This window comes from Gloeothece verrucosa PCC 7822 (assembly GCF_000147335.1).
Lineage (GTDB): Bacteria > Cyanobacteriota > Cyanobacteriia > Cyanobacteriales > Microcystaceae > Gloeothece > Gloeothece verrucosa.
Genome location: NC_014501.1, coordinates 3,099,876 through 3,116,573 on the forward strand (window position 1 = coordinate 3,099,876; position 16,698 = coordinate 3,116,573).

Here is a 16,698-nt window from a genome sequence, read left to right on the forward strand (position 1 = left end):
AATCTCCTCAAGGGGGACAATCATCATGTTAAGTTAATTTAAGCTGTATTGATAAAAAAGGAAATTGAGTTAAAAAACCGTTAACAATTTTTCTCCCACTGATAAGCGTGTCCCATTAACAAAATCTTGACCTGACTGAGGACGTTTGCCGGCTAATTGCACTTGTAACAACAACAACAGTCCCTCACCAGTTTGCACCACTGGGCCGAATTTTTTAATAATACTCACTACTTCCCCAGGACTACCTGCCAAAGATGATAAACTTGCCCATTGGGCTTGGAGTTTTTGCAGAGCCGGGGGAAGTTGTGACCAATAGGCTTCTCCTAGCGGCGCAGTAGCGAGAATTTTTAAGGGTTGTTCGCGAAAAGTGGTTAGACAATTGGGATAAAATCCTCGGATTTGATGATGAATTTGTCGCGCCTGACGAGTCCAATCTATAAAATAGTCGGTTTTTTGGATCGGGGGGGCATAGGTTGCGGCTTGTGAATTTTGCGCCTCGGGTTCAAGTTCTCCTTTTGCGAGTTTGAGTAAGGTTTCTACTAATAAATCTGCCCCTATTTGAGCAAGCTTAACACCAACTTCAACGGCATTGTCTAACAATCCTATGGGGGTATAAGCTTTCAGTAACATCGCCCCGGTGTCCATTCCTTCATCCATCAGCATTGTCGTAATACCGGTTTGAGTATCCCCATGATAGACACTCCACTGAATCGGGGCGGCACCTCGATATTGGGGTAAAATTGAGCCATGAACATTAATACAAGCCAGTTTAGGCATTTGTAAAATTTCCGGCGAGAGAATTTGACCATAGGCCACCACCGCAAAAGCATCCGCCTCAGTTTCTCTAAGTTTTGTTAGGGTAGCTTGACTTTTTTTAACCCGTTTAGGTTGCCAGATGGGAAGATTATGGTCTAGGGCTAATTTTTTGACCGGAGAAGGCAGCAATTGCTTTCCTCTTCCTTGAGGTTTATCAGGTTGGGTAACGACAGCGATCACCTCTAGGTCCGCATGTTGCAGCAGACGTTCTAAACTGGGTACAGCAAATTCAGGAGTTCCGAAAAAGACTACGCGCATTTTTAATTAATGACCTTTATTTTCAGTTATTAATCCTAAAATTTTTGACTACACCTTAATTTCCATTTCCCCAAGTTAAGCGCCCCCACCAAAACAGCATTAGAATTCCCATAGCAATCCAGTCTCCTCTACCTAAGCGTAACAGATGCCACTCGACTCGATGCTCATTGGCACTGGTAAAGCCTCTAATATCCATAGCAATAGAAATTTGTTCAGCCCGCATGAGTAAATTATCTAATAATCGTTCTACCACCATCAACCACACCTGCAAACTACGTTTAATTCCCAATTTTTGCCAATTAATCGCCCGTGTTCGAATTGAACGCGCTAAATTTTGGACTTCTTCTAGCACTAAGGGAATAAAACGGAGAGAAAGGGTTAATGTCAAAACAATTTCTGTGACCGGAATTTTAAATCGCCGTAGAGGACTCATTAATTCATCTAATCCGGCAGTAATCTCTTCTGGCGCAGTGGTTAATAGATAGAGATTGGTACTATAAATTAAGGTAAAAATTAAGGTACTCACTCTTATTCCCAATTCTAAAGAGCGGCGAGTAATGGTGAACGTAAATTTATCAAGTAAAACATAGTGAGCAACAACATAGTGATAGGATGTAGGTTGAGGTAAGTTTAAATCGGCGGATGGAAAACGAGGTTGAGAGCTAGTGGCTAACCCATCAGGAGTTAGAGTTGTAATTATAAAAACCAAAATACTTAAAGCTAATAACCAGCCCATCTGTTGCCGCCACACTCGCGTAGGAATAGCCGCAAAAGCGGTTAATAATAAAAGGATTCCCACCAAGACTAAACGCCATTCAGGATTCGCTAATAAAGGAGCGGCTAAAAAAGACATTAACCAGGCTAATTTTACTCTAGGGTCTAGTTTATGTAACCAAGTAACCGGTTTTTCTAGATAAAGTCCGATGGGAAGTGAACGCAATAAATCCATATTTATTATTTAGGAAACAGCGAAAATGCAAGAGGTAGGAGGCAAAAGGCTACTAATAACTAATGATTAAACCCTCGTTGCTCGATTTCCTGTTCTTTCTACTTCTCTAGCCGATTTCCCTCGCCATATCAGGCGGATAGGTGTACCTTTAAATCCTAATTGTTGTCGAAATTGATGCTCAATATAACGGCGATAATTCTCATTAAATCGTTGTGGGTCATTCACGAATAAGGTAATCGTTGGCGGCTGACTTTTTACCTGAGTTCCATAATAAATTTTTCCCTGTTTTCCTTGACGACTGGTAGGGGGTGTATGCCAACTGACGGCTTCTTGAATGACTTCATTAATCACGGCGGTACTAACCCGACGACGATGAGATTCGGCGGCTTGATCCACTAAATCTAAGATTTTTTCTACCCGTTGACCGGTTAAGGCACTGACAAAAATCATTTCTGCCCAATCCATAAAATACAAGCGGGAACCTAAGATTTTTTGGTACTCATAAATGGTATAAGAATCTTTTTCTACAGCATCCCATTTATTAACGACTAAAATGGTGGCTCGTCCTTCATCAATAATCCGTCCGGCTAATTTTAAATCTTGGTCAGTAATTCCATCGAGGGCATCCACCACAAAGAGAACCACATCTGAGCGGCGAATCGCTTTAAAAGCCCGATTAATGCCGAAAAATTCGGCTCCGTATTCGACATTTTTTTTGCGACGTATACCGGCGGTATCAATTAAGCGATAATGCTGCCCATTTCTCTCAATAATGGTATCAATTGTATCTCGAGTTGTTCCCGAAATGGGGCTAACAATTGCCCGTTGTTGTCCCGTAAAGGCATTGAGTAAACTTGATTTACCCACATTAGGACGGCCCACAATTGCCACTTTAATTTCGTCGTTTTCTGGTACCTCTCCACTGAGAGGTAAATAGGTAATTAATTGATCTAATAAATCCCCTGTTCCATTGCCATGAATAGCCGATATCGGGTAAGGTTCTCCTAGTCCTAATTCCCAAAATTGAGAGGCTTGAATAATTCCTTGTTCTACCGATTCGCATTTATTAACGGCTAAAAGAACGGGTACGGATTGAGAACGCAACCAATCGGCAATTTCTTGGTCTCCGGCGGTGGGTCCGCTTTGTCCATCTACGACAAAAATGGCTGCGTTCGCTTCCGTTAAAGCCGCCATCGCTTGCTCTCGAATCAGGGGCAAAAATTCGGTATCATCATCAAACACTAACCCGCCGGTATCCACCACTTGAAAGTCACGGTCTTGCCAAAATGCGGGGCGGTAAGTGCGATCGCGGGTAATCCCCGGTTCATCGTGAACGATCGCCTGTTGATCTCCGGCCAGACGATTAACCAAGGTCGATTTCCCTACATTAGGACGACCAATAATAGCAACTATAGGAAGAGGCATAAGCAATTAACAATTAAAAAATACTCTTTATAAATTGTAGCTAAATCTCAAGACGATTTTTTCTTGAAAAAAAGGAGGATCAACCCGGTCTTGAAAAAAAGGAGTTTTAAACAAGGGTCTAGCTATTCTACAACAATACGCCACTCATGGATTTCATACTCAACACATTTATTTTCTATCAGAGGATCGTGCTTGACAATCTTTTGTGCTTCTTCTAATGAATTTGCTTCAAAGAGCAACATTCCGCCCCCTAATTCTCCCCAATAGCCGGTTTTCGCTTTATGACCTTTATCGATGAGATTTTTTACGTAAGCCTTATGAGCCGGCACATATTGATCAAACGTCTTTTTTTCAACGATTCCGCGTTCTATTTTCACAAACCAAGGCATAGTCACAATTCCCAGTTTTACTGATTTTCAATGGTCTATTAGTTCGTATTTTTACCTCTAAAGGCAGACTCGAGGGAAATTTTAATCTCTCTTATTAACAAGCTTATAGCCGCTCTCTGAACATGAATCCTTATCGATACTTTTTTATTTTCTCATATTTTGGGTTTTTTTGTGAAGGCGTTTAGGGCTTTTTCTGGGAAAATGACGCTATAATGTAAGGTTATGTTATGAATTTAAGATGAAGCCTGGAACACAATTATTTTTTATTGCTCTGTTGCCTCCTGATGAGGTACAACAAGCCGCTAATGAGATTAAACACCACTTCGCTGAGGTCTATCATAGTCGTGCCGCTTTCAAGTCTCCCCCTCATATTACTTTACAACCTCCCTTTGAGTGGGCAACAGATAATTTAACGGTACTAAGCGAACATTTATCCGAATTTGCTCAAAATCATGCCCCTATTCCCTTGGTTTTAGATGGCTTTGCCGCCTTTAAACCTCGGGTAATATTTATTAACGTGCTTAAAACTCCAGAATTGTTAGCACTACAAAAAAATTTAAGCGATTATCTGGAGTCATCTTTAAATATTGTCCATTTGCCCTCGAAAAATCGTCCTTTTTCCCCTCATCTTACGGTGGCTTACAAAGATTTAACTAAAGCGAATTTTTATAAGGCTTGGCCAGAATTTGCCGAACGTTCTCTACACTTTGAATTTACCGTTCCTCAAATCACTTTATTAATTCATCAAGAAAAAAAATGGCAGATTAAGCAAGAGTTTTCTTTAGTCATTAGTCATTAGTCAGATGTTAGTTGTTGAGTGCTAACGGGTATTTGACTCTTCCTAATGGTATAACTAATTTTGTCTAGCTAGTTTTACAGATTGAGCAAGAGTGAAATTAAGCCTAGAGATAGGTGTTGACAGAATAAAATATTAATTAGTCTTGAAAAGTAAAAGCAAAATTTTAGATTAAAAACACTTCAGTTATCAAGTTTTAAAAAACTATTAGGTGGGTTATGAAACAGGCTTGGTTATCAAATCCAATTAAGTACAGTATTGCTGCTGTAACCGGTGCTATCCTTGCTTTAGGACTGGGTTCTCAAGTCGCTTTGTCTCAGCGCGTCGTTAATATTAACCCCAGTTTAGACGACCAAGGTGTCCCTTCAGACACTTCCATTAATGGCGTATTTGAACCCACTAACGGCGTGGGAATTGATCCTAGGACGGTTAGAATTTTCCTCAATAATCAAGATGTCACGAGAAACAGTACCATTACTAACAGCTTCTTTAGCTATCGTCCTCAGCAAAATTTACCGGCGGGAACTAATACGGTTCGGGTGCAATATCAAAATACTCAGGGACAAAATCGAGTAGTAAGCTGGAATTTTACAGTAGACCAAAATAATGCTCAACAGACAAGCGGCTACCCAACCGCAACTAACCAATCTTTAAGGCCTTTGTTTACTAGCCACCGTAGCGGCGACGAAATTAATACTAGAGGCTTTACCTTACAAGGCCAAACTGAACCTAATGCCACAGTGGATGTTAAAGTTACCTCCGAGTTACCCGTTTTAGGCGGTGTCTTTAATGTAAAAGTTGGTCAATCTACTTTAATTGATCAAACGGTGAAAGCCGATAATAATGGCTATTTTGAGGTTCAAGTCCCTCCCCCGTCTCCTGTCACTTCAGGTTTGCGTTATAACGTTAAAGCAGTGGCGAATAATAATAATCAAACCAGCCAACCAGTTGAGTTAACGTTGGTGCAAGAATAGTCCTACAGGTTAAAGTCTGAAGCGATAGAAACTCAGCCCGCCTAGGCGGGCTATTATTGTTTTATGATGGTGGTGGGATTTTTGACGTATCTAATCTCATGATTTATAATTACTTTGCCACTGTGGCTCCTTCGTTAGAAATGATCGCTCTACAAGAATTAGAACAACTGGGAGCTAAAGAAATTATGCCCGAGGTGAGCGGAATTCGTTTTCAAGGAGACAAAAAGTTACTCTATCGAGTTAATCTTTGGGCGAGAACTATTTTTAGAGTGTTGTTGCCTATTGCTGAGGTGAAAAGTTTTAATGCTGAACAACTTTACAAGAGTGTTAAAAAAATTGATTGGGAGAATTATTTACAGCCCGAGCAAACTTTAGCTATTCATTGTACCGGCAGCAATCAACATTTGAATCATTCTCATTTTACGGCTCTACAAATTAAAAATGCTATCATCGATCAACAGCGCGAGAAGTTTGGTAAACGGTCTAGTGTAGATGTTCAACAGCCGGATCTTTTAATTAATGCTCATATTTATCAAAATAATTGTATTCTCAGTTTAGATAGTTCGGGTGAGAGTTTACATCGTCGCGGCTATCGTGCGGCTATGGGGTTAGCTCCCCTAAAAGAAACCCTGGCGGCGGCTATGCTAGAACTGGCACAATGGACTCCTCAGTTAGCTTTGTTTGATCCTTTGTGTGGTTCGGGTACATTACCATTAGAAGCGGCTTTAAAAGCCTTGAATATTGCCCCCGGTTTATTTCGTCAACGCTTTGGCTTTCAAAGTTGGTTAGATTTTGATCAAGCGTTGTGGCAAGATTTACTGAGGGAAGCCAAGGAAAGCCGCACCTCGATTTTATCGGCTCCCATTATCGGTAGTGATCGTTGTGCCCAAGTCATTCAACAAGCTTATAGTAATGCTCAAGCTTGCGGCGTGAGTGATCAAGTTCAGTTTATTCAAAGGGAATTATCAGAAGTGGAAGCCCCTGCCAGTGAGGGAATTATTATTTGTAATCCTCCTTATGGTAAGCGCGTGGGGAATCCTCAAGAATTAGGGTCTTTATATAAGCAACTTGGGGATATTTTTAAACAGCGTTTTAAGGGTTGGACGGCTTATCTTCTGACTGGAAATAAAGAGTTATCTAAACAAGTTGGGCTGAAAACTTCTCGGCGGATTCCGCTTGATAATGGTGGCTTACCCTGTACTTTATTGAAATATGAATTGTATTAAGTTTAGATTATTTTCAACCTGGACACAGGAGAATTAACTGGCGAACAATTTTACAATCTCTGTCAAGCAATCAAGAAATGTTGACGATGTAAATAAATGTAAAATTTTTTGCTCTCTTCTGACGGCTGACTCCTGATTTCCTGGGTCACAAGCAAAAGCTACCTACTTTACAGTTAACTTTAATTAAGCTCCACTTACTTATAAGATTTTGAGTTTTGGTGGGTTGTGTAGGCAATTGACATAATATTTATAAAATAGCTATTTTCGCTAAAATTCTCAGAAATTAGTAAAAATACGGAAATGATTCCATAGCCTTGAAAGTATAATAGTTAATAACAAAAGACGTAAAAGACTATGTTAAAGTTTAAATATAAATTGTTGACGGGCATAATTTTAACCGCTACTTTTTTCTGTTTAGCTGGTGTAGCTGAAGCGGTTACTTTTACTTTCCCCAGTTCTCTTAAGGGTAAAAAAACAGCAATTTTTTCCCAAGAAGGATTGTCTTTAACCCTTAGTAATGCCACGAGTGATAATAATAATTTAATTGATGCTGATGTGGATGGATTACTTTTCGACAATCCCTATAATAGTATGTCGGCTCTAAAGATTAAATTTAGTGAATCAGTAACCATCACATCTTATACGATTAGCTATTCCAACGGGCAATTTGCTAAGGGAGGACAGTCTCTTAGCATCGGTTCTGTCCCCCATCTTTCCACTGGTTTAGGAACTCATGATACTGATATTTTCGTTAATACCAACACATTTATAAGTTTGTTTGAAAGCTCAGGAATTATGGATGTCCAGGGCGCATTTAACATTTCTAAAATTACAGTTACACCAACACCTGTTCCTGAACCCTCAATAATTTTAGGATTACTCAGCTTGAGTTCGGTCGGTTTTTTGGGCAAAAGAAAAGGTTAATAAAATTATCTTTAGCTGCATTGAGGCTGTTTTTGTGTCGCTTCTAGGACAGCAAGCTCAACCGTAACCAAATAGGATATGATCAAAAAGCCCCCTGCTTATAGTCACAAGGGGTAATACTTCAATAAAAAAACACAATAGACAATGCTTGCTTTTGCTAGAATTAGGCAATTATAGCGATGTTAATTCCTTCTACCGGGAAATCGGCTGCCTTCCAAGCAGCCAAACCTCCTTCTAATTCTGTAACATTGATATAACCAACTTCAAGCAATAAAGCGGCGGCCTCAGTAGTGACTTCATCGGTATAGCCATAAATATAAATGTCGCGGCTAAGTTCGAGAGAGGTTAAACATCTCCTGACCAGTTCATTCATGGGCATAGATACCGCCCCGGTGATATGACTAATGTTATAGTCTTTTCTGTCTCTAACATCAATGATGGTTAAAGCAGGTTCTCCCCAGTCAAGACGGTTTTTTAAGTCGTAAATTCGAGACTTCGCTTTCAACGTTCGTGGAATAGGTATTCCAGCTAAAACACTCATAAACTTTTCTATCTTATTAACATTGCTTATTTCGTAAGGTAACAATTATTTTCAGTTTTGTAAATTTTTATTGAAAAATCTAGACAAAAGTGAGCAAATCTACTTATTGCCGGGAGCAAGCTTTTCTCCTACTCCCAAGATAAAAAACAAAGTCCGCAGCTTGCGGACCAAGAGAGGATTTAGCCAAATATAATTTTCCAGAGACTATCGGAGGCGCACCACCAAGCGGCGATCAGGTTCTTGTCCTCGGCTTTCGGTGGCTAGGTCTTCAGCATCTTTCAAAAAGGTGTGAATTTGGCGACGTTCAGCCGAAGAAAGGGATTTCATTTCCACTTCTTGACCGGTTTGACGCACTTGATCAGCCACTCGTTTAGCCCAGGCCAAAAGTTCAGCTTGTCGTTTAAGACGGTAGCCATTAATTTCAACGGTAAAGGCTTGTTGTTCTTCGGACTCTGTACCCAAATTGAGTATAGTATTGGCTAAGTATTGAATGGCATCTATACCTTCTCCTCGATACCCGACTAAAAGTTCAGTTTGTTCAGGACTCAGTTGGGTATGATCTACAATTAGCCAACAAGAACTCGGTTGAGAGCTTTCGATAATATCTTCTCCAACTTTAACTTCCGTTGAGATGCCCATTAGTTCTAGTAAGGTTTCTAACCATTCTTTTCCTCTTTCAATTTGCTGATCCCTCATTCTGTGTTATCCCGATGTTTTCTCTTTCTTCTTTGAACGTTTTTCAAAGGGCAGTGCTTCTCGTCCTTTTTCGGTTTTTTCTTGCTGCTCAACTAATTTTTGGAGATTTTCTGGTAAAGGTTCCCGCATTAAAATGACGGTTTGAATCGTCTGGAAAATGTTAGCTACCACAATATACATTAATACCCCAGCCGGTAACGGGAAGAAGAGGAACATAGCACTGAAAATAACCGGGGTGATTTTATTAACGGCCTGTTGTTGTTGCTGTGCATTAGAGGCTCCAGTTTGAGAACCGGATAATTCCTGGTTGATATAAATGCTTATACCAAAAAACAGAACCATTCCAAGGATATCCCAATTGATGGAGCCATCATCGTTGACAGCGCCCACTCTTCCCAAAGCTTCAATAAAGAGGAAACCGGTATTAGCCGCAATGCCTGGGATAGTAGCCTGAATGGTGGCATCTCCGGCTGCTAAGGCTGTAATTGTTCCATCTTCGTTTACTTGTAACCGTTCTGCGCCTTTAGTAACTGTATACTTGGGCTTCAGTTGGGTTTCTGGGGCATCAGTGGCTAATTGAGCTAATGCTTTGCCTTCAGGGGTTTGAAGCTCCACCCTTGTTGTGTCACCAACTCCTAACTTATTTCCCCCAGGCAAGAGGGCAGCAATAGGATAATGAACACCATCGCTGATGTAAATATTTTGGGGTTTGGTGGCAAAGGTTTGAGGTTCAATGCGTTCAATCTGCTCGCGGGGCAGGATCTGTACGTCCACTGTGTAGTTGATATCCGAGAACGGCGATCCCCGTAAAGTAGCAAACAGAGCAAACAGAATAGGCATTTGCAGCAGCAGGGGTAAACAACCGGCTAAGGGGTTGCCGAACTCCTGCATGATCTTCGACATTTCCTCTTGTTGTTTTTGAGGATCGTTTTTATAACGTTTTTGGATTTCTTCTTGCCGTTCTTTCATCAAAGGCTGAGTAATCCGCATTTTTCTCATATTGCGGATTTGTCCAGCGCTGAGAGGATATAAGGCAAAACGAATTACTAAGGTTAAGGCAATAATCGCAAAACCATAGCTAGGCACAATCCTGTAGAAAAAGTCCAGGATCGGCAACATGATATTTGTAGAAATAAATCCGACACCAAAGTCCATTCGTTTAAAGTTTAGAGTTTGCTTATTTATTGGGTTTTCTGTTGTCTAATTTATCTAAAATTTATGCCTTGTTGATGGGTAAAGTAACCCAGAAAACTTTGACTAGGCTTTAATTGCTTCTACAGATTTACCGGTTTTATCGGCAGCTTTTTGGGCCATATAGTCAGAAATTTCTCGGAATTTTGGCATAGCACGCAATTCTAGACGACTTCTATTTTTGAGTGTAATCACAATATCTCCCCATAGGCCAATGCCTCTAGGGACTGTGACAATTTTCACAATATCAGTGTAGATAATGTCCGTGCGATCACGTCCCATCCATCCCCCTGTGACTGAAACTCGACGATCAGTAATACGATAGCGCAACCAAATAGCACGAACAATTGCTCCGACGGTCAAAGGTAAACAAATAACCGTGAATCCCAGTAAAATATTGATGATCAGATCGCCAATGTGAGGACCGCCTTCATAAAAAGTATTCTCTTTAATGCCCATGGATTATCTCGGCTTTAATTAACAACTGCTTTAATTCTCGCAAAAAATGTTCGTATTTGCACTCGAGTGATCCGGCACGGACCACGATAACTACCTTCCAACCAGGAGCAATTTCAGGGAGAAGTTGACGAATAGCTTTGCGAATGAGCCGTTTAAGACGATTTCGCCCCACAGCTTTTTTGCTGACTTTTTGACTGACAGAGATTCCAAAACAACTGGGTTGACTCCCTATGGAGTTTTCAAGGTACGCCTCAAACAGGGTTCTGATAATTAGATGAGGGCTAGAGTAGCGCCCCCCCTGTTTATAGACTTTTTGAAAGTCTTGTCGGCGTTTGAGTCGATGTTCTTGAGGTAATCCCAAATCAACAGCTATCCGTTTTTTGCTACGAGTATACTACTTAACCTTCGGATACACTCAATTTATGACGGCCTTTTTGTCTTCTAGCTTGAATGACTTTGCGGCCATTTATGGTTTTCATCCTAGCTCTAAAACCTGAGACTCTTCTACGTTTACGGCTAGTTCCTTCTAATGTACGTTTCGTCACGACCTTCTAACCTCCTATCTCATAAACTATACTGCGCCTAGACATTAAAAGACACAATCGTTAATTATAACAGTTTTTGATAAGTCATCAGTCATTAGTTATTAGTCATTAGTCGTTAGTCCTTGGTGAGATTAGTAATGATGATTAGTGCAAGAGGTCTATTAGTTGCTCGCTGTTCCCTGTCAGGCAAAAGATAGCCTGTGCCTAGTGCTTGGCGGCCGCCGTGTTCCCTAATCACTAATGACTAATGACTAATGACTTAATGTCACAATAAAGATAGGTACTTATTAAATTGACTGATTGGTAATCTTATGTCAGACACCCCTCAACATCTTAGCGGAAGCGAGATCCGCTCTTATTTTCTAGATTTCTATGCTAAAAAAGAACATCAAATTTTACCGAGTGCGTCTCTAGTCCCCGAAGATCCCACCGTACTGCTAACGATCGCGGGAATGCTCCCATTTAAACCGATTTTTCTCGGACAGCAAAAATCTGACTATCCTCGCGCCACCACTTCCCAAAAGTGTATCCGCACCAACGACATCGAAAATGTGGGACGAACCGCCAGACATCACACTTTTTTCGAGATGTTAGGCAATTTTAGCTTTGGAGACTATTTTAAAGAACAGGCCATTAAATGGGCCTGGGAATTATCGACAAAAGTTTTCGGTTTACCGGCTAATCGTATTATCGTCAGCGTTTTTCAAGAAGATGATGAAGCGTTCGAACTCTGGCGCGATAAAATTGGCATCCCTCCTCACCGCATCAAACGTATGGGAGAAGAAGATAACTTTTGGAAATCTGGCCCTACTGGCCCCTGTGGGCCCTGTTCAGAACTCTATTATGATTTTCATCCTGAATTAGGGGATAAAAACATTGACCTAGAAGATGATTCCCGCTTCATAGAGTTCTATAACTTGGTGTTCATGCAGTATAATCGGGATGCCCAAGGAAATCTGACCCCCCTACAAAACAAAAATATAGACACGGGGATGGGGTTAGAAAGAATGGCCCAAATTCTGCAAAAAGTCCCTAATAATTACGAAACCGACCTGATCTTTCCCATCATCCAATCAGCCGCAGAAATTGCCGGTATAGATTACAAAAAGGCGGATGAGAAGACCAAAATCTCTTTAAAAGTTATCGGGGATCATGTTCGTGCAGTCGTTCACATGATCGCAGACGGGATTACCGCTTCCAATGTTGGACGGGGTTATATCCTGCGCCGTCTCATCCGTCGCGTAGTACGTCATGGTCGCTTAATTGGAATTGACGGAGCCTTTATTAATAAAGTTGCAGAAGTCGCCATCTCCCTTTCTGAAGATATCTATCCAATTGTTAGAGTCAGAGAAACCCCCATTAAAGCAGAATTGCAAAAAGAAGAAGCCGCTTTCTTAGTGACTTTAGAAAGGGGTGAAAAACTTCTTTCAGAAATCATTGCTGATGTCAAACGTCGTAAGAAAAAACAGATTTCCGGCGTTGATGCGTTTACCCTTTATGATACCTACGGTTTCCCACTTGAACTCACCCAAGAAATTGCCGAAGAACAGGGGTTAACGGTGGATGAGGATCAATTCAATGAGGAAATGAAGAAACAGCAGGAACGTTCAAAAGCCGCTCATGAAACCATAGATTTAACGGTACAGGGTAGCTTAGATAAACTGGCTGAACATATTCATCCTACCCAATTTTTAGGCTATCAAGATGCGGCCTCTGTTGCTCAAATAGAAGTGGTTTTAGTGGATGGAAAAACCGTAGACTCAGCAGAAGCCGGCACAGAGGTTCAAATTGTCCTCAACCAAACGCCTTTTTATGCCGAGTCTGGGGGACAAATTGGGGATAAAGGTTATATTACCGGTGAGAATTTGGTTATTCGGGTAGAAGATGTGCAAAAAGAATCAGCTTTCTTTGTGCATTTTGGACGAGTTGAACGGGGTACTGTTAGCGTAGGAGATACAATAACAGCAACTATTGATCGTGCTTGTCGTCGTCGAGTTCAAGCACATCATACGGCGACTCACCTATTACAAGCGGCGTTGAAAAAGATCGTTGATGAGTCGGTTTCTCAAGCGGGTTCTTTAGTAACTTTTGATCGTCTCAGATTTGATTTTAATTGTCCTCGTGCAGTTACCCCACAGGAGTTACAACAAATTGAGGATTTAATTAATAGTTGGATCGCAGAAGCACACGATGCTCACACCTATATTATGGCCTTAGAAGAGGCAAAAGCTAAGGGCGCTGTGGCCATGTTTGGGGAGAAATACGGCGCTGAGGTTCGCGTTTTAGATGTTCCTGGGGTGTCGATGGAGTTGTGCGGTGGTACTCATGTGAAAAATACGGCTGAGATCGGTCTGTTTAAGATTATGTCTGAGAGTGGTATTGCTTCAGGGGTGCGGCGCATAGAAGCGGTTGCGGGTCCGGCGGTGTTGGAATATCTCAATGAACGGGATACAGTGGTTAAGGATTTATGCGATCGCTTTAAGGTGAAACCAAATGAGATTAGTGATCGAATTACGGCCTTACAGTCTGAATTAAAAGCGACTCTCAAGCAGTTAGAAGCGGCACAACAAGAGTTAGCTATTGCTAAGTCGGATCAGTTATTAGCGAATGCTGATGCTGTGGGAGAGTTTAAGGTTTTAGTGGCAGAAATGGAGGGAGTTGATCCCAATGGGTTGATGACGGCGGCGGAAAGATTACAGCAAAAATTAGGCGAAGGGGCCGTTATTTTGGGCGCAATTTCTGCTGAAGGTAAGGTGAGTTTGGTGGCGGCTTTTAGTCCTAAAGTGGTGAAGGAGAAGAAGTTACAAGCGGGTAAGTTTATCGGCGAAGTCGCTAAGATTTGCGGCGGTGGTGGAGGTGGCCGCCCGAATTTGGCACAAGCCGGAGGACGTGATCCCAGTAAGTTAAAGGATGCTTTAAGTGCGGCTAAAAAACAGTTAGCTGATAGTTTGAAGTAACTTAACTCATTTCTTTTGTAGGGTGTGTTAGCGCAGCGTAACGCACCCGGTCTTTAAAGATAATTGTCGGCAGATGAATACAGTTTTTTTGTTTCGTGCAAAGGCGCAAAGGGCGCAAAGAAACTGTAGGGTAGGCAATATAGATAATTTTTGATTGAGGTTTTATCTACTGTTATATTGCCCACCACAAATTTAACTCATTCAGAGTACGATAAGGAGAATTGGAAAAATGATGAGTGGTTTAAAAACACCTAGCAATTATTATCTTGAGTTAGTTACAAGTTTTCCTCCTCGTCCAATTACCAATGAAGAGGAGTTAATTGCTAATCAAAACAGAATTAATTTCATTTTGGATAAAGGTCTGTTAAACGAAGATGAAAAAGATTATTTAAGAGTTTTTGGGATGCTGGTTTATGAGTATGAAGAGAAACATAAACCTATGCCTAAGCTTGAGGGAGTGGATTTACTTAAAGCGGTAATGGAAGAGTAAAATTTACATCCAAAAGATTTAGTAAATATATTTGAAAGTGAATCTATAGTTAAAAAAATTTTAGAAGGTAAACGAGAAATAACTGAAGAAGAAAGAGCAAGTTTAATTAATTTATAAATTTATTAAGTTCCTCAACTAGCAAGTGAATAGTTGTTGAAGGATTATCATAAGCTGGATTCGGATAAGAATACTCTTCTAGAAGTTTTTTAGCATTTCTTATAGCTGTAGCCTGTAAGTTTTCTAATTTTTCATACATATCAACACTATTTTTTTGATATTTCTCTTTATTATTCATTAATCCAGCATTTTTTAATTGCTTAGTCAAGGCATTTTGATATTCTTGTCTAGACATGGGAGTATCTCGATAGCAAAAATGTAAGATATACCAAATTTCAAAAGCTTCATTTGAGTAAGCAACTTTAATATTATGTTGTTTGGCCAGTTCAATAGCTTGCTCAAAATTTTCTGCTGGAAAATCATCTTTATCAAATACACACCAAACCTGATCATAATCATTTTCTTCTTTTTGGATTTTGATTGTTTTTTTGACTAAGCTAACTGTATTGTGTGCTACTCCACGAATATCCATAACCTCTTTAGGAACTCTAAAACTTTTAAAATAATTAGGCTCTGTTTTTTCTCCCTCACAAACAATTAAAAAACGTTGACGAATTTCTTTGGTTTTTTCTCGTCTATTTTGATAACCACGATATAATGTATTTTTAGAACTTACTAATGATCTTTTAGGAGACATTTAAACATCTCCTATGATTTGAACCAAATCACCAATAAAGGGAATAGCCCCATATCTTCCTTTGATATAATCACTTTTCAAGGAGTTCTGAGCTTCATCGTTAATGTTAAATTCTACTAAAGAATATAAATCTGTAGCTTCTTTTTTATTCTTTTCTGTAAACCATATTTGCTCTTTTCGGAAAAATTTACAACTTAGTAAATTAATATCATGAGTAATAAAAATAAGTTGAGCATTATTAAAATTTGTTTCATTAGAATTAAACAAAGTAATAATTTCTCTAGTCATTAATGGATGAAGTCTAGCGTCTAATTCATCAATAAACAAAATTTTTCTTTTTTTTAAACCATCTAAAATAATTCCGGCAAAAGCAAATATTTTTTGGGTTCCTTCTGATTCATTTTTATCCATATCAAAAATTGCTCGTGACACAGCATTACCATTTTCATCATATATTTTATGAATAGTTTTAAAAACATCAGCTTCATTTGCTACTAATAATCTTCTGAGCAAACTATAATTTTCTTCGTCCGGTAATTCTCGCCATAGAGGAAAGTCTTTTTCTATTGTTTTTATTGTTTCAAGTTTAATATCATTAATTCCTAAATCAAGCTTTTTAATTAATTTAATAATATGGGGCTGATATTCATTATCTTTAAAATACTCGACTGCATCTTTTCTATACATTCTATTACTGTGTAATCCAGATATAATATGAATATTATTAAACCAAAACAATATTTTATTAGAAATCTTGCCATTAAATTGAGAAGCAACTGAAAGAAACAGTGCATTTTTTCTAGTTTTTTCAGTTAATCCTTCGCCTTCATTAAAAGTTTTTGTGACTTTGAATTTATTTAACTTTCGTTCAAAGAGTTTTCTCTCTGCAATTTTGGGTGTCTGAAAAAGCCACTCAGAAATAACTTGATTTTTATCGACTTCAAACCCATATCTATAAATTTTTTCTTCTAAATAAAAAACGATCTGGAAAAATGAAGGTTTCCCAACTGTTGTGGTACTTAATCTAAATTCTTCTACATCAATTGGGTCTGTTATTTGAGTTCCTCTTGATGAATTTATGACAAAATTTTGCATAAACTTAAGAGCTTTTATTAAATTGCTTTTGCCGCTTGCATTAGCTCCATAAATAGCCGCACTCTTCAGCAAACTTAGCTCATCATCAACCTTGAAGACATTATTTTCATTTAATTTTTCATTTTTGGCTGCTACTTCAGAAGCTACCATACTCAAAGTAACAGTATCCTTAAATGATAAATAATTTCCAACGCTGAATTCTATCAGCATAGT

The 16,698-nt window shown here is 39.5% G+C and carries 18 protein-coding genes; 6 read left to right on the forward strand and 12 right to left on the reverse strand.

Going from position 1 to position 16,698, the window contains the following annotated elements; all coding sequences use genetic code 11:
* Window positions 1-69 precede the first annotated feature (69 nt).
* The 4 genes from fmt to CYAN7822_RS13650 all read right to left on the reverse strand — a co-directional run bounded on the left by fmt (window position 70) and on the right by CYAN7822_RS13650 (window position 3,837).
* A complete protein-coding gene (gene fmt, locus CYAN7822_RS13635; protein WP_013322853.1) occupies window positions 70-1,074 on the reverse strand; it encodes a methionyl-tRNA formyltransferase in 1,005 nt (334 codons plus the stop codon).
* Window positions 1,075-1,129: 55 nt separating this feature from the next.
* Window positions 1,130-2,023: an energy-coupling factor transporter transmembrane component T family protein gene (locus tag CYAN7822_RS13640; protein ID WP_013322854.1), complete on the reverse strand. Its 894-nt coding sequence runs from the start codon at window positions 2,021-2,023 to the stop codon at window positions 1,130-1,132.
* Window positions 2,024-2,089: 66 nt separating this feature from the next.
* Window positions 2,090-3,448, reverse strand: a complete 1,359-nt coding sequence (gene der / locus CYAN7822_RS13645; protein WP_013322855.1) for a ribosome biogenesis GTPase Der — start codon at window positions 3,446-3,448, stop codon at window positions 2,090-2,092.
* 122 nt (window positions 3,449-3,570) lie between these two features.
* Window positions 3,571-3,837, reverse strand: coding sequence for a YciI family protein (locus CYAN7822_RS13650; protein WP_013322856.1), 267 nt, complete (start codon window positions 3,835-3,837; stop codon window positions 3,571-3,573).
* A gap of 238 nt (window positions 3,838-4,075) precedes the next feature.
* Between CYAN7822_RS13650 and CYAN7822_RS13655 the strand changes: the two genes are divergently transcribed.
* From CYAN7822_RS13655 to CYAN7822_RS13670, 4 genes are all read left to right on the forward strand, one after another.
* Complete coding sequence (locus tag CYAN7822_RS13655; RefSeq protein ID WP_013322857.1) at window positions 4,076-4,636, forward strand: 2'-5' RNA ligase family protein; 561 nt, start codon at window positions 4,076-4,078, stop codon at window positions 4,634-4,636.
* A gap of 215 nt (window positions 4,637-4,851) precedes the next feature.
* Window positions 4,852-5,607 (forward strand): hypothetical protein, encoded by a 756-nt coding sequence (locus tag CYAN7822_RS13660; RefSeq protein WP_013322858.1) that lies wholly within the window; start codon window positions 4,852-4,854, stop codon window positions 5,605-5,607.
* Window positions 5,608-5,705: 98 nt separating this feature from the next.
* Complete coding sequence (locus CYAN7822_RS13665) at window positions 5,706-6,833, forward strand: THUMP domain-containing class I SAM-dependent RNA methyltransferase (RefSeq protein ID WP_013322859.1); 1,128 nt, start codon at window positions 5,706-5,708, stop codon at window positions 6,831-6,833.
* A 354-nt stretch (window positions 6,834-7,187) separates the two neighbouring features.
* The gene (locus tag CYAN7822_RS13670) at window positions 7,188-7,757 is read left to right on the forward strand and encodes a PEP-CTERM sorting domain-containing protein (RefSeq protein ID WP_013322860.1); all 570 of its coding nucleotides are present in this window, start codon (window positions 7,188-7,190) and stop codon (window positions 7,755-7,757) included.
* A gap of 163 nt (window positions 7,758-7,920) precedes the next feature.
* Here the strand turns inward: CYAN7822_RS13670 and CYAN7822_RS13675 are convergent, their stop codons facing one another.
* The 6 genes from CYAN7822_RS13675 to rpmH form a co-directional block, all read right to left on the reverse strand.
* A complete protein-coding gene (locus CYAN7822_RS13675) occupies window positions 7,921-8,298 on the reverse strand; it encodes a rhodanese-like domain-containing protein (RefSeq protein WP_013322861.1) in 378 nt (125 codons plus the stop codon).
* Window positions 8,299-8,502: 204 nt separating this feature from the next.
* Window positions 8,503-8,994 (reverse strand): Jag family protein, encoded by a 492-nt coding sequence (locus tag CYAN7822_RS13680; protein ID WP_013322862.1) that lies wholly within the window; start codon window positions 8,992-8,994, stop codon window positions 8,503-8,505.
* Between the two features lie 6 nt (window positions 8,995-9,000).
* Complete coding sequence (yidC, locus tag CYAN7822_RS13685) at window positions 9,001-10,149, reverse strand: membrane protein insertase YidC (protein ID WP_013322863.1); 1,149 nt, start codon at window positions 10,147-10,149, stop codon at window positions 9,001-9,003.
* A 102-nt stretch (window positions 10,150-10,251) separates the two neighbouring features.
* Entirely contained in the window at window positions 10,252-10,644 is a 393-nt protein-coding gene (locus CYAN7822_RS13690; protein ID WP_013322864.1) for a PH domain-containing protein, read from the reverse strand.
* On the reverse strand, window positions 10,634-11,005 hold the full coding sequence (gene rnpA / locus CYAN7822_RS13695; protein WP_013322865.1) for a ribonuclease P protein component: 372 nt from the start codon (window positions 11,003-11,005) through the stop codon (window positions 10,634-10,636). The genes CYAN7822_RS13690 and rnpA overlap by 11 nt, the downstream gene beginning before the upstream one ends.
* A gap of 37 nt (window positions 11,006-11,042) precedes the next feature.
* Entirely contained in the window at window positions 11,043-11,189 is a 147-nt protein-coding gene (gene rpmH / locus CYAN7822_RS35710) for a 50S ribosomal protein L34 (RefSeq protein ID WP_013322866.1), read from the reverse strand.
* 311 nt (window positions 11,190-11,500) lie between these two features.
* Here rpmH and alaS point away from each other — a divergent pair, with 311 nt between their 5' ends.
* Both alaS and CYAN7822_RS13705 read left to right on the forward strand, forming a co-directional pair.
* On the forward strand, window positions 11,501-14,146 hold the full coding sequence (gene alaS / locus CYAN7822_RS13700; protein WP_013322867.1) for an alanine--tRNA ligase: 2,646 nt from the start codon (window positions 11,501-11,503) through the stop codon (window positions 14,144-14,146).
* A 229-nt stretch (window positions 14,147-14,375) separates the two neighbouring features.
* Entirely contained in the window at window positions 14,376-14,636 is a 261-nt protein-coding gene (locus tag CYAN7822_RS13705; RefSeq protein WP_013322868.1) for a transcriptional regulator, read from the forward strand.
* Between the two features lie 106 nt (window positions 14,637-14,742).
* Here CYAN7822_RS13705 and CYAN7822_RS13710 read toward each other — a convergent pair whose 3' ends face one another.
* Both CYAN7822_RS13710 and CYAN7822_RS13715 read right to left on the reverse strand, forming a co-directional pair.
* Window positions 14,743-15,390, reverse strand: coding sequence for an RloB family protein (locus CYAN7822_RS13710; RefSeq protein ID WP_013322869.1), 648 nt, complete (start codon window positions 15,388-15,390; stop codon window positions 14,743-14,745).
* A complete protein-coding gene (locus tag CYAN7822_RS13715) occupies window positions 15,391-16,695 on the reverse strand; it encodes an AAA family ATPase (protein ID WP_013322870.1) in 1,305 nt (434 codons plus the stop codon).
* Window positions 16,696-16,698 lie beyond the last annotated feature (3 nt).

Coding starts and splice junctions, on each gene's coding strand:
- CYAN7822_RS13675 (WP_013322861.1), bottom strand. CDS start 8,298: ATGAGTGTTTTAGCTGGAATACCTATTCCACGAACGTTGAAAGCGAAG.
- CYAN7822_RS13715 (WP_013322870.1), bottom strand. CDS start 16,695: ATGCTGATAGAATTCAGCGTTGGAAATTATTTATCATTTAAGGATACT.
- CYAN7822_RS13680 (WP_013322862.1), bottom strand. CDS start 8,994: ATGAGGGATCAGCAAATTGAAAGAGGAAAAGAATGGTTAGAAACCTTA.
- CYAN7822_RS13665 (WP_013322859.1), top strand. CDS start 5,706: ATGATTTATAATTACTTTGCCACTGTGGCTCCTTCGTTAGAAATGATC.
- der (WP_013322855.1), bottom strand. CDS start 3,448: ATGCCTCTTCCTATAGTTGCTATTATTGGTCGTCCTAATGTAGGGAAA.
- CYAN7822_RS13655 (WP_013322857.1), top strand. CDS start 4,076: ATGAAGCCTGGAACACAATTATTTTTTATTGCTCTGTTGCCTCCTGAT.
- CYAN7822_RS13710 (WP_013322869.1), bottom strand. CDS start 15,390: ATGTCTCCTAAAAGATCATTAGTAAGTTCTAAAAATACATTATATCGT.
- CYAN7822_RS13650 (WP_013322856.1), bottom strand. CDS start 3,837: ATGCCTTGGTTTGTGAAAATAGAACGCGGAATCGTTGAAAAAAAGACG.
- CYAN7822_RS13660 (WP_013322858.1), top strand. CDS start 4,852: ATGAAACAGGCTTGGTTATCAAATCCAATTAAGTACAGTATTGCTGCT.
- CYAN7822_RS13690 (WP_013322864.1), bottom strand. CDS start 10,644: ATGGGCATTAAAGAGAATACTTTTTATGAAGGCGGTCCTCACATTGGC.
- CYAN7822_RS13670 (WP_013322860.1), top strand. CDS start 7,188: ATGTTAAAGTTTAAATATAAATTGTTGACGGGCATAATTTTAACCGCT.
- yidC (WP_013322863.1), bottom strand. CDS start 10,149: ATGGACTTTGGTGTCGGATTTATTTCTACAAATATCATGTTGCCGATC.
- fmt (WP_013322853.1), bottom strand. CDS start 1,074: ATGCGCGTAGTCTTTTTCGGAACTCCTGAATTTGCTGTACCCAGTTTA.
- CYAN7822_RS13705 (WP_013322868.1), top strand. CDS start 14,376: ATGATGAGTGGTTTAAAAACACCTAGCAATTATTATCTTGAGTTAGTT.
- CYAN7822_RS13640 (WP_013322854.1), bottom strand. CDS start 2,023: ATGGATTTATTGCGTTCACTTCCCATCGGACTTTATCTAGAAAAACCG.
- alaS (WP_013322867.1), top strand. CDS start 11,501: ATGTCAGACACCCCTCAACATCTTAGCGGAAGCGAGATCCGCTCTTAT.